General features: G+C 66.9%; 12 protein-coding genes. 9 read left to right on the top strand and 3 right to left on the bottom strand.

Annotated elements, in window-relative coordinates:
* Positions 1 to 339 precede the first annotated feature (339 nt).
* The 7 genes from rocF (at position 340) to AC1PLS_RS19525 (ending at position 7,171) form a co-directional block, all read left to right on the top strand.
* A complete protein-coding gene (gene rocF / locus AC1PLS_RS19555) occupies positions 340 to 1,263 on the top strand; it encodes an arginase (protein WP_046346094.1) in 924 nt (307 codons plus the stop codon).
* 109 nt (positions 1,264 to 1,372) lie between these two features.
* Entirely contained in the window at positions 1,373 to 1,525 is a 153-nt protein-coding gene (locus tag AC1PLS_RS19550; RefSeq protein ID WP_006451340.1) for an entericidin A/B family lipoprotein, read from the top strand.
* A 78-nt stretch (positions 1,526 to 1,603) separates the two neighbouring features.
* Positions 1,604 to 1,738, top strand: a complete 135-nt coding sequence (locus AC1PLS_RS19545; protein ID WP_016904515.1) for an entericidin A/B family lipoprotein — start codon at positions 1,604 to 1,606, stop codon at positions 1,736 to 1,738.
* A 249-nt stretch (positions 1,739 to 1,987) separates the two neighbouring features.
* Entirely contained in the window at positions 1,988 to 2,197 is a 210-nt protein-coding gene (locus AC1PLS_RS19540) for a CsbD family protein (RefSeq protein WP_016904514.1), read from the top strand.
* A 181-nt stretch (positions 2,198 to 2,378) separates the two neighbouring features.
* Complete coding sequence (locus AC1PLS_RS19535; protein WP_184434809.1) at positions 2,379 to 3,668, top strand: tryptophan--tRNA ligase; 1,290 nt, start codon at positions 2,379 to 2,381, stop codon at positions 3,666 to 3,668.
* A gap of 59 nt (positions 3,669 to 3,727) precedes the next feature.
* Positions 3,728 to 4,672, top strand: coding sequence for an MBL fold metallo-hydrolase (locus AC1PLS_RS19530; protein ID WP_184434807.1), 945 nt, complete (start codon positions 3,728 to 3,730; stop codon positions 4,670 to 4,672).
* An 846-nt stretch (positions 4,673 to 5,518) separates the two neighbouring features.
* Positions 5,519 to 7,171: a M28 family metallopeptidase gene (locus AC1PLS_RS19525; protein WP_439655023.1), complete on the top strand. Its 1,653-nt coding sequence runs from the start codon at positions 5,519 to 5,521 to the stop codon at positions 7,169 to 7,171.
* Positions 7,172 to 7,295: 124 nt separating this feature from the next.
* Here AC1PLS_RS19525 and AC1PLS_RS19520 read toward each other — a convergent pair whose 3' ends face one another.
* Entirely contained in the window at positions 7,296 to 7,712 is a 417-nt protein-coding gene (locus tag AC1PLS_RS19520) for a Rap1a/Tai family immunity protein (RefSeq protein WP_046344903.1), read from the bottom strand.
* Between the two features lie 86 nt (positions 7,713 to 7,798).
* Between AC1PLS_RS19520 and yedA the strand changes: the two genes are divergently transcribed.
* On the top strand, positions 7,799 to 8,695 hold the full coding sequence (gene yedA, locus AC1PLS_RS19515; protein WP_024939056.1) for a drug/metabolite exporter YedA: 897 nt from the start codon (positions 7,799 to 7,801) through the stop codon (positions 8,693 to 8,695).
* On the top strand, positions 8,692 to 9,603 hold the full coding sequence (gene rarD / locus AC1PLS_RS19510; RefSeq protein ID WP_184434805.1) for an EamA family transporter RarD: 912 nt from the start codon (positions 8,692 to 8,694) through the stop codon (positions 9,601 to 9,603). Before yedA ends, rarD begins: the two co-directional genes overlap by 4 nt.
* A 241-nt stretch (positions 9,604 to 9,844) precedes the next feature.
* Here the strand turns inward: rarD and AC1PLS_RS19505 are convergent, their stop codons facing one another.
* Positions 9,845 to 10,960: an alpha/beta fold hydrolase gene (locus AC1PLS_RS19505; protein WP_434982898.1), complete on the bottom strand. Its 1,116-nt coding sequence runs from the start codon at positions 10,958 to 10,960 to the stop codon at positions 9,845 to 9,847.
* Between the two features lie 179 nt (positions 10,961 to 11,139).
* On the bottom strand, positions 11,140 to 12,465 hold the full coding sequence (locus AC1PLS_RS19500; protein ID WP_374057821.1) for an ABC transporter permease: 1,326 nt from the start codon (positions 12,463 to 12,465) through the stop codon (positions 11,140 to 11,142).
* Position 12,466: the final 1 nt, after the last annotated feature.

Here is a 12,466-nt window from a genome sequence, read left to right as displayed (position 1 = left end):
ACAAGCACAGTCCGTAAAGCGCAGATACGCCACAAACTGCCCAACCACGTCACTTCAAGCGGCCAGAACGCGTTGGTCGCCGCCGCCAAGCGGGCGCGGCCGATGCACTGCCAGTGCTCCGGCCTGACTGCAGCGCGCCTGTACCGCGGTGTTGCGCCTGCCGTCCGTACCGGTCCGACCATTTGCCCGCTACGCACTATCGGCCGCACTTTCGATTGCTGCAGGGGCAAATGCGATTGCGTGATCGGTGACGCAGGCCGGACGCCGTGCTGCGCTGCCGCGCGTCAGCGCACGAGCCGGCGACTAGACTGCAGCGCTTTCTCGATGCTGGAGCAATGCATGGCGACGCAATACCTGCCGGTTTCCCTGATTGGCGTTCCCACCGACATCGGTGCCGGCCACCGTGGTGCGCGGATGGGGCCGGAGGCGTTGCGCATCGCCGGGCTGCAGGAGGCTTTGATCGGCCGCGGCGTGGAGGTGCACGACCTGGGCAACCTGGATGGCCCGCGCAATCCCTGGCAGGCCCCGCAGGCCGGCTACCGGCATCTGGACGAGGTGGTGGCCTGGAACCAGGCGCTGATGGAGGCCAGCTATGCGCAGCTGCGCGCCGGCCGCATGCCGGTCATGCTCGGTGGCGACCACTGCCTGGGCATCGGTTCGATCACCGCGGTGGCCAAGTACTGCCGCGAGCAGCAACGCCCGCTGCGGGTGCTGTGGCTGGATGCGCACTCGGACTTCAATACCAGCGAGGTGACGCCGTCGGGCAACGTGCACGGCATGCCGGTAGCCTGCCTGTGCGGGCTGGGCCCGCAGGCGTTGACGCATCTGGGCGGCAGCGCACCGGCGTTGCTGCCCGAGCAGGTGCGGCAGATCGGCATCCGCTCGGTGGACCCGGAGGAAAAGCGCCTGATCAAGCAGCACCGCATCGATGTCTACGACATGCGCTACATCGACGAGGCCGGCATGAAGCGCACCATGGAGACCGCCCTGCAGGGGATGAGTGATGACACCCATCTGCATGTGAGCTTCGACGTGGATTTCCTGGACCCGAGCATCGCACCGGGCGTGGGCACCACCGTGCCGGGTGGGCCCAACTACCGCGAGGCGCAGCTGGTGATGGAGATGATCGCCGACACCGGGCGTATGGGGTCGCTGGACATCGTCGAGCTCAATCCGGTCCTGGACAACCGCAACGCCACCGCCGAGCTGGCGGTGGATCTGGTCGAGAGCCTGTTCGGCAAGTCAACACTGATGCGAGATTGATCGATCGCTGAACGCAGCACGCCGCGTTCACATCAAATCCACGGCCGCGCAGTCAGATTTGTCGCCAGACACGGTGCGTCTGCACCGAACGCAGAACTGAGGAAGACCGATGAAGCGACTGCTGACACTGATGGTACTGGGCCTGTTTTCGGCCGGCGTGATGACTGGCTGCAACACCATGGCCGGCGCCGGCAAGGACATGCAGGGTGCAGGCGAGAAGGTCGAAAAGAAGGCCGACAACTGCAGCGACGGTAAGTGCTGATCCTTGCGTTTTGAACCCTAGTTGTTTGATTTGATTGATCTGCGGCAAGCCGCCGCTTTACCCACGAAGGAGTCTGTTATGAAGCGTGCAATTGTGCTGCTGGTGCTGTCGGTGTTGTCGGTCGGTATGCTGTCGGGTTGCAACACCGTCGCAGGTGCCGGCAAGGACGTGCAGGGCGCTGGCGAGAAGGTGGAAGACGCTGCGCGCAAGTAATCTAGCGCTGCATGCAGAAAAAACGGGCCGCAAGGCCCGTTTTTTTTGCCTGATGCCTTGCGCAGGCAGGGCAGCGCGGCGACGCATCTGGGCATGCGACGGCGCGGTCATGCGTAGAGCTGCGCCGCAAGCGTCGGCAACCGTTCAGTGCGGTGAGTGCGGGTTTGACGGCTTTTGATCTGCGGCGAACGGTGCGGTGGGCAACCTGCGCAGACGGTCAATCGCGGCCGCATCAGCGGAGTCGACGCAATGAACACTGACATCATTTCCGGCAAGTGGACCCAGCTCAAGGGCAAGGCGCAGGCCAAGTGGGGCGACCTCACCGACGACGATTTCAAGGTTGCCGAGGGCAACGCCGAATATCTGCAGGGCAAGCTGCAGGAGCGCTACGGCTGGGATCGCGACCGCGCCCAGACCGAGGTGCGCGCCTTCGAAAAGTCGTTGCGCGACGACACCTGACGGTGCCACGCAACCGCGCCCACCCGCCGTGGTGAGCGCAACTGCGCAGGACGGGCCGCTCGATGCGGCCCGTCTTGCGTCTGCCGCCGCTGCCGGTAGCGGCAGGTACAAGGCACCGTCTCGTTCATGTCAGGGGCACGGAACCGCTAAACTTGCGTGCTGACTCCCTGGCCTTACGCAGATGACCACTCGCGTCCTTACCGGCATCACCACTTCCGGCACCCCGCATCTGGGCAATTACGTCGGCGCGATCCGCCCGGCCATCCAGGCCAGTACGGCTGCCGATGCGGAAAGCTTCTACTTCCTGGCCGACCTGCACAGCCTGATCAAGGCGCAGGACCCGGCGCGGACGCAGCGCTCCACATTGGAGATCGCCGCCAGTTGGCTGGCCTGCGGCCTGGACCCGGAAACGGTGTGGTTCTATCGCCAGTCCGATGTGCCGGAGACCACCGAGTTGCTGTGGCTGCTGACCTGCGTGGCCGGCAAGGGCATCCTCAACCGTGCGCATGCCTACAAGGCGGCGGTGGACAAGAATCGCGCCGACGGCGAAGACGACGATGCGGGCGTGACTGCCGGCCTGTTCATGTACCCGGTGCTGATGGCCGCAGACATCCTGATCTTCAACGCGCACAAGGTGCCGGTGGGGCGCGACCAGATCCAGCATATCGAGATGGCGCGCGATTTCGCCCAGCGCTTCAACCACGTGTATGGCCGCGACTTTTTCACTCTGCCCGAGGTGGTGATCGACGAGCAGGTCTCGACCTTGCCGGGTCTGGACGGCCGCAAGATGAGCAAGAGTTACGGCAACACGATTCCGCTGTTCGCCCCGCGCGAGGAATTGCGCAAGCTGGTGTTCTCCATCCTCACCGATTCGCGCGCGCCCGGCGAAGCCAAGGACACGCAGGGGTCGGCATTGTTCCAGCTGTACCAGGCCTTTGCCACGCCGCAGGAAACGGCGGCCTTTGCGCAGGCCTTTGCCGATGGCATCGGCTGGGGCGACGCCAAGCAACAGCTGTTCGAGCGTATCGACCAGGAGATCGCACCGCTGCGCACGCGCTACGAGGCGCTGATGGCCGAGCCGGCCAAGATCGAGGCGATTCTACGCGCCGGTGGCGCACGTCTGCGCGCACGCTACGCCACTCCGTTCCTGACCGAGCTGCGTGCTGCGGTGGGGCTGCGCGATCTGTCCAGCCAGGGCGATGCGGCTACGACGCCAGCGAGCGAGAAGAGCGCGCCGCCGGTGTTCAAGCAATACCGCGAGAGCGACGGGCAGTTCTATTTCAAGTTGACCGACGGCGCCGGTGCGTTGCTGCTGCAGAGCGATGGCTTCGCCTCGCCACGCGATGCGGGCCAGCTGATTGCGCGGCTGAAGCAGGCCGGGCAAGGCAGCGACCTGCAATTGCCGGGCGTGCATGCGCAGGTGGAGGCGGAGGTGATCCTGGCGGCGCTGCGCGTGTTGCGCGAGGCGTAACGACACCTCTGTGGAGCCGGTGGCTAGACTGTGGCCTCTCGCATAGCCGTGAGGGAGCAATGACAGCGACCGCCGATTCCAGCATCCACACCATCGACGCCGGCTTTGGCGGGGTGCAGTTCGATGCGGCGTACCTGATCGTCGAGGCGCAACGCGGCGCCTTCGTCGATTGCGGCACTTCGCTGTCGGTGCCGCAGATGCTGGCCGCATTGCAGTCGGCCGGGCTGACGCCGGCGCAGGTGGACTGGCTGATCCTGACCCACGTGCATCTGGATCACGCCGGAGGAGCGGGTGCCTTGCTGCAGCATCTGCCCAATGCGCGGGTGCTGGTGCATCCGCGCGGCGCGCCGCACATGATCGACCCCGCCCGACTGATCGCCGGTGCCACGGCGGTGTACGGCGCGGCGGAAATGGCGCGCAGTTACGGCGCGATCGTGCCGGTGCCGGCCGAGCGCGTGCTGGAAGCGGCCGACGGACAGACCGTGATGCTGGGCGAGCGCGCGCTGCGCACCATCGAGACGCCGGGCCACGCACGCCATCATCTGTGCGTGTGGGATGCGCGCAGCCGCAGCTGGTTCACCGGCGACACCTTCGGCCTGTCGTATCGCCAGCTTGATAGCGCGCAAGGCGCCTTCATCCTGCCGACCTCCTCGCCGGTGCAGTTCGAACCGGAGGCGATGCTGCACTCGATCGCGCGGCTGATGGAGACCGCGCCGCAGGCGATGTATCTCACCCACTACGGCCGGGTCGAATCGCCGGCACCGTTGGCGCAGGCACTGGTCGAGCAGATCCATGCGATGACCGCCATCGCGCTGGACTGCGCGCAGCATGCTGACCGCCATCGCTGCATGGTGGCGGCGCTGACCGACCTGTATCTGCAACGCGCCCGCCTGCACGGCTGCCGGCTGGACGATGCACGCGTGGCGCAGTTGCTGGGCACCGATATCGAACTCAACGCGCAGGGCCTGGCGTGCTGGCTGGATCGCGCGACGCGTACCAATTAGCACCACTGGAGTGGGTAACACCCCACTAGAACGCTGCAGCGAGTCGTCGCGTCGTTCGGCGACAGTCAAAAGCCGCGTCGGTCGAGCGCGCGGTGCCCTCACCGCTTGCGGGACTTGCCGTGAATCCGTGCGTGGAGGCGCGGTGGCGGTATCCATGCCGCCACACGGTCCCGCAACCGGCGAGGACACCGCACCAGAGAGTTGGTCGGCTGCTTTTGAAAGCTTGTTGCTCGGCTAGTGGTCGTAGCTGAGACGTTTTAAGTTGCGTGTTGACGCGTGTCCGCCGCTCGGCTTGTGATCGAAAGATGGTGAGGCGCTAATCGAACGCACAAGTGATCCGACCGGCGCAGGTCATGCACCGCTTTTAACCATGCACACCGACCATCCCGACGGGTCCTTGTCCGCTCACCGTCGCGGGACCTTACGCGGCATGGATGCCGCGTAAGAGCCTACATGGACGTACTTGCGGCGTGTCCCGCGATGGTGGGCGGGCAAGGGCCTTGCAGCCAAGCTGCAAATCATCAGCTCTGCAGCTGATCTATCCGCACTGTCCAGGCTCTCGAAGCACAACGCCAAAGCAATCGAGACTTCGAACCGTAGTCATGTTTAGGCGCGATCAGAGGCGTGAACCAAGAGCTCTGTGAGCGGAGCGCGCGGTGTCTTTGCCGCTTGCAGGACACACGGTAAATCCGCCATCGAGCTCCGTGACAGCATCCATGCAGCCCAAGGGGCCTGCTAGAGAGGAAGACATCGCGCCTGCCAACGCTGGTCAAAGCGCTCCCGTGACGGCCGCGCGCTTGTAAACTGTGTGTCATCTATCTGTTGCAAGGCCATGCCGTGAATCCGATGCGCATCCTGTTGTTGTCCGCCTGCCTGTTCGTGGGGGGCGTGGCGCAGGCCGCCAACGATCTGCCCGGTGGCGGCATCGATGCCGAAGCGTTGTCGCGGCATGTGCGCCTGCTGGCCTCGGACGAGTTCGAGGGCCGTGCGCCGGCCAGTGCCGGCGAGCAGCGCACGGTCGATTACCTGGTCGAGCAGTTCAAGGCTGGCGGCCTGCAGCCGGGTGGCGAGCAGGGCGGTTGGACCCAGGCGGTGCCGTTGGTGCGCGCGCAGGTCGATGGCCCGGTGCGCGCCAGCCTGCGTGTCGGCGGCAAGAGCCAGACGCTGGTCAATGGCACCGATGTGACCCTGCAGAGCCTGCGTCCGCAGGACGCGGTGCGCTTGAAGCATGCACCGCTGGTGTTCGTGGGCTACGGCATCAGTGCGCCGGAGCGGCAGTGGGACGACTACAAGGGCGTGGACCTGCGCGGCAAGATCGCGGTGATGCTGATCAACGATGCCGACTTCGAATCCAGCCAGCCTGGCGCCTTCGATGGCAAGGCGGTGACCTACTACGGCCGCTGGACCTACAAGTACGAAGAGGCCGCGCGTCGTGGTGCCGCCGGTGTGTTGATCGTGCACGAGACCGCGCCGGCCGCGTACGGCTGGGCGACGGTGCAGAGTTCGGGCCTGTCGCCGTTGTTCGATATCGAACGCAGCGATGCCGATGCGAAGGCGCAGCATGTGCCGGTGCGTGGCTGGATGCAGCAGACGTTGGCGGTGTCGCTGTTTCAGCGCGCCGGGCTGGATTTTGCGCAGTCCAAGCTGCGCGCGCAGCAGCGCGACTTCGCCCCGGTGGCGTTGGGCGATGCGACGCTGTCGGTGGACTTCAAGCTCAAGCGCGAGCGCGTGGTCACGCACAACGTGGTGGCCAAGCTCACCGGCAGCCAGCATCCGGACGAGACGGTGATCTTCTCCGCGCACTGGGATGCCTTCGGCGTAGGCAAGGCCGATGCCGGCGGCGACACGGTGCGGCGTGGCGCGGTGGACAACGCCACCGGCGTGGCCAGCGTGCTGGAACTGGCGCGCGTGTTCGCGGCCGGCCCCAAGCCGCAGCGCACGCTGTATTTCATCGCGTTGACGGCGGAAGAGAAGGGCCTGCTCGGCGCCAACTATTACGCCGCGCATCCGCTGGCGCCGCTGGACAAGACCGTGGCGGTACTCAACATGGAGATGTTCAGCCCCGATGGCCCCACCCGCGATATCGCCTCGTGGGGACGCGGACGGGTGTCGCTGGAAGGCGATCTGGAAACCGCGGCCAAGGCGCGCGGCCGCAGCTATTCGCCGGACCCGAATCTGGAAGCGGGCTTCTTCTACCGCGCCGACCATTTCGCCTTTGCGCGCATGGGCGTGCCGGCGATCACCGCCGGTCCCGGGCTGGACATGCTCGACGGCGGCGTGGCGGCCGGCAAGGCGCTGCGCGACAAGTATTTTGCCGAGTGCTATCACCAGCCCTGCGATCGCTGGACCCCGCAATGGGATGCCAGCGGCCACGCGGCCGACACCACCCTGGTCTACGACGTCGGCGTGGCGCTGGCCAACGGCCGGCAGTGGCCGAGCTGGCAGGACGGTTCGGAGTTCAAGGCGATCCGCGCCAGCAGCGACGCCGCGCGCAAGTAGGGCCAGCGGTGTGCAAACGCCTGCTGCTTTCGAGCCCGGGCGTCGGGCGATCGGCGAGGCGAACGTCAGTGCATCCGGCCATTGCGTGGCGGTTGGTCTAGCCGGCTTGCGGCGACCGAGCCGCCTATTTGCGGCACGGGTAGCGCTTGGCCAGCGCCTGCACGATCAATGCGGGTGCGGCCTCGTCCAGGCGTGCATCGGGTAGCGCGCCGATATCGCTGATGATCGCCTGCATGTCCGGCGGGCCGCTCTTGCCGGCCGGCATGCACCATTGCGTGCGGTAACTGCTGCTGGCGACGCCGAGCAGGTAAGCGCCGGCGCGGTTCGCCGAGAGCATGACCTTGAGCTCGGTTTGTTCGGGCGCGATCTCCGGCGCCAACGAACCGTCCAGCCCGGCCTCGAGGAGCTTGCGCCCGCTGGGCTCCCAGGGTTCGGGTACGCGTGCCAATGCACTGGCCGATAGCACGGTCAGGGCGGCCAACATCAACCAGGGGACGCGACGCTGCATATGCACTCCGGGCCGGGGATCAATGCGCACCATACCGCGGCAGGCGCCCGAGAGGCGTACGACGTTGGCGTGGGCAGGTGATCTAGAATTGAAGCTTCCGCTGTATTTGGCAATCTTCGATGTCCTCTTCACACGATGCTGTAGCGCCTGCGCGCAGCGGCCTGGTCGTTGTCGCGTTGTTGCTGGTCTATGTGGTCTGGGGCTCGACCTATCTGGCGATCCGCTTTGCGTTGGAAGGCGGCGCGCTCCCGCTGACCATGGTGTCCGGGGCGCGCTTCATCGTGGCCGGCACGGTGCTGTATGCGGTGCTGCGCTGGCGCGGGGTGGCTGCGCCGACGCGCGCGCAATGGAAGAACGTGGCGATGATGGGCGCGGCCCTGTTGCTGCTGGGCAACGGCATGGTGGTGCTGGCCGAGCGCAGCGTGTCGTCCGGCCTGGCCGCCACCTCGGTGGCATCGGTGCCGCTGTGGATGGCCTTGTTCGGCGCCTTGCGCGGGCAGCACGCCAGCCGTGGCGAATGGCTGGGTATCGTGATCGGCTTTCTGGGCGTGGTCTGGCTCAACGCCGGCAGCAGCCTGACCGCCACGCCGGGCGGGCTGGTGTTGTTGCTGATCGCGCCGATCGGCTGGGCCTTCGGCTCGGTGTGGTCGCGCGGACGCGACCTGCCGTCGCCGTTCATGACTGCCGCCGGGCAGATGCTGTGCGGCGGCGTGTTGCTGGTCAGCACCGGCCTGCTGATCGGCGAGCGCCCACAGAGCCTGCCGACCTCGCAGGGGCTGCTGGCCGTGGCCTACCTGTGCGTGTTCGGCTCGATCGTGGCGTTTACCGCCTACGTGTGGCTGCTGCATCACGTGCGCCCGGCGTTGGCCGGCAGCTACGCCTACGTCAACCCGGTGATTGCGGTGGCGTTGGGTGCGTGGCTGGGGCATGAGCGTTTCAGCGCGCACGACATCGGCGCGATGGCGGTGATCCTGTCCGGCGTGCTGGTGGTGACCCTGGCCAAGGCGCGGCGATGACGACGGTCTCGCCGACCGAGGCGCGTCGCGGGCTGTTGATCACCGCATCGACCTTCGTGATCTGGGGCCTGGTGCCGCTGTACTGGCACCTGCTCAAGGCGGTGCCGTCGCTGCAGATCATCGCGCACCGCATCGTCTGGAGCGCGCTGCTGGTGGTGGCGTGGTTGCTGGCCACCTCGGGCCTGCGCTGGTGGCGCGCCATCGCCACGCAGCCGCGCGCGCTATGGATGCTGGCGGGCAGCAGCGTGGCGATTGCGTTCAACTGGGGCCTGTATATCTGGGCGATCAACGCCGGGCATGTGATCGAGGCCAGCCTGGGCTATTTCATCAATCCGCTGCTGAGCGTGTTGCTGGGCGTGCTGGTGCTGAAGGAACGCCTGCAGCGCATCCAGTGGGTGGCGGTGGTGTGTGCGGCGGTGGGCGTGCTGTGGCTGACCCTGGATGCCGGTGCGCCGCCGTGGATCGCGCTGGGGCTGGCGTTCTCGTTCGGTGCCTACGGCCTGCTGCGCAAGCTGGTGGCGGTGGATCCGGTGGCCGGGCTGGGCGTGGAAAGCGTGTACCTGTTCGTGCCGGCGCTGCTGCTGGCGGGCTGGGGCGAGCAGGGCCATGGCGGCGCCTTCCTGAGCGGCTGGGATCTGCGTACCGATCTGCTGCTGATCTTGGGCGGCGTGCTGACCGCGGTGCCGCTGATCGGGTTTGCGTATGGCGTGCGGCGGATTCCGCTGTCGCTGGTGGGCATCCTGCAATACATCGCGCCGAGCCTGCAGTTGCTGCTGGGCGTGTGGTTCTTCCACGAGCCGTTCGATCAGGGGCGCGCGATCGGATTTGCCGCGATCTGGGTGGGGCTGCTGCTGTTCGTCGGCGATAGCCTGTGGCGGCAGCGGCGGCCGGTGGTGGTGACGCCTTAAGCATCGGTCGCTGCGCGATCCGGGCGATCGCGCAGCGGCTGCGTTGCGCGGTGGGCAGCAGCGCGGTGCGCGCTTCGACAGCCTGCCGTTGCGCAGCTCCTGCCTGGATTCAGGGCGAGCAACAGACCACTGCGTTCACCGCAGGGCGGGTGCAGTCAACGGCATATCATTCAGACCCACCGTTTCGTAACGCGCGGTTAGCTACCGCCTGACGACTGTTGGCGACGTCTGTCAGCCGCTCTCAGCCGCGCGGCGCCAACGCCGGTGTCGCCACCGCCAGCGTGGAGGTCGGCAGTGCCTGCGGCGCGGGGCAGTGGCCTGGATCCTGTTGCGTCTGCGCCAGCCACTGGTCGATCGGCCCACCCAGCAGATCCAGCCGCAGCGGCAGGCTCAGATGGGTTTCGCCAGGCAGCTCGACGTAGTGCGCGCGCGGGCTGGCCAGCGCCAGCGCACGCCCATGCGCGACTGGGATGTGCTGATCGGCATCGCCATGCACCAGCAGCACGCAGCTGCGCGTGTCGGCCAAGGCCTGCGTGACATCGACATGGTCCAGGTCCAGCTGCAGCTGGCGGTCGGCGGCGGCGATCACCGCATCGATATCCTGGTCGGCATAGCGCCAGCGCGCATACGCGGCCACCGCCTGCCCACGCCAGCCATTCGGTTGGCTGGCGAGCAGGTGCGGGACCATGTCGCGAATGCCGCGCCCGGCGTTGGCGAAGGATTCCATCGCTACCACGCCGGTCACACGCGGCCCGAGCTTGTCGGCGGTGAACAGCGCGGTGGCGGCGCCGTAGGAAATGCCGAACAGGTACAGCGGGCCACGGATCTCGCCACGCGGTTGCAGCGCATTGAGCACGTCGATGACATCGTCGGATTCGCGCGTGCCGTAACCGGACGGGCCACCGCCGGAATGGCCGTGGTTGCGCAGGTCGATGGTGATCACCCGGTAGCCGGCCTGCGCCAGCTCCAGCGACCATGGCAGCAGCGAATCGCCATCCATCATCCAGCCATGTAGCAGCACCACGGTGCCGCGTGGCGTCGGCGGGGTCGCGGTGGGCACCTTGAAACTGAAATCGACATCCAGCGCATGCGCCGGATCGTGGCGCTGGCCGAGATAGCGGTAGTGCATGGCGTACTGGCCGGGGTCGATCGCGCGCCAGAAGATCGGCACCTGATCGCGCGTGACCACATGCCCGCTGCGGTTGGGCACCGTGGCGATGGTGGCGGCAATGCGCTCCTCGTCCAGCAACGGCGAGGTGCCGCCGGGCGCGACCAGGCGCTCGCTGAGCGAGGTGGAGGACGAGGAACAGCCGGCCAGCCACAGGCAGGCGCAGGCCAGCAGAATCAGGCGCGTCATGGGCGAAGATCGATGGATGCAACGGCCGGGCAGCCTACGGCCTGCCCGGCCCGCGCATCTACCGCAGTGCAGTGACAGAACGATGACAACCCGCATTGCGTTCAGCCGCAGCAGCGCACTTGCTCCGCTTTGGCTGTCACCAATCCCCACTCCCGATTCCCGGCGGGCCAAGGCCCGCGCTACACCTCACGCAAGGCAGTGGTGATCGGCAACCGCGCCGCGCGCAAGGCCGGGAACAGCCCGCCGACCAGGCCAATGCCCAGCGCCCATTTGAGCCCGCTCCACAACAGCTCCGGCGAGACCTTGAACTGGAACACGATCTGGCTGAAGTTGCTGCCCAGCGTGGACACGCTGTAGCCATTGAAGATGGCCCAGGCGATCAGGCCACCGAGCAAGCCGCCCAGCAGCGCCAGCAGCATGGTCTCCAGCATCAGCGCCATGATCACCGGCGTGCCGCGGAAACCGATCGCCCGCATCGTGGCGATCTCGCGCGCGCGTGTGGCCACCGCCGCATACATGGTGTTGAGCGCGCCGAACACCGCGCCCACCGCCATGATCGCGCCGATCACCGTGCCCAGGATGCTGATCAACCTGTTCAAGCCACCGCCCTGTTTGCCGTAGTAGGCACGGGTGGTTTCCACATCCAGTTTGAGCCGCGGATCGGCGGCCATGGCGGTCTTGAACTGGCTGAAACCGGCCTTGCCGGTGGTGCGCACGCTGATCGACTGGTAGGCGCTGCGGTTGTAGGTGGTGGCCAGCGTCTGCGCATCGGTCCACAGCTCCGAATCGTGCGCATCGCCGGAGGCGAACACGCCGACCACGGTCCATTGCTGGCTGCCGAGAGTGAGCGTCTTGCCCAGCTGCAGTCCGCGGAACTGAGTCAACGCGCCCTTGCCGACCACGATCTCGCGCAGGCCGGGGGTGAAGCGCCGTCCCTGCACCAGCCTGACCTTGTCGTGCACCGCCCAGGCCTGTTCGCCCACGCCACGCAGTTGCGCGTTGACGTCGGTGCCATCGGATCTGGAGGCGATGTTGACCACCTGCGAGAGCTCCGGCGAGAGCAGCGGGCGGCCCCTGGCATCGGCGGCGATGCCGGGCAGGCTGCCGATCAGCGGCACCAGGTCGCGGGTGATCACCGAGTTGGTTTCGGCCTGCGAGCCGCCGCGCAGAACAATCGCGGTGGTGTCGTCGCCGGTGCTGTTGAGCGTGGCCTGAAACCCCTGGCCCATCGCCAGCATCGCCACCAGCACGCCGACCACACCGGCGATGCCGACCACGATCACCGAGCTGGCACCCCAGCGTTGCGGCAGTGTGGCAATGCCGATACGTGCGGCGGCCAACGACAGCCGGCCGCTGCGCGTGACAACCAGCCACACCGCCAGCAAGGCGGCGGCGACCAGCACGCCGATCCACGGCAGCGCGATCCACACGGCCAACCCGACGGCCAGCGACACGACCGACAGCAGGTTGACCAGACGGTTCTTCCATTGGGTTTGCATCTGCATG

This window comes from Xanthomonas sp. NCPPB 3218 (genome assembly GCF_056725185.1).
Note: the sequence above shows the minus strand (reverse complement) of the source record. Positions and strands in the feature narration are given on the sequence as shown.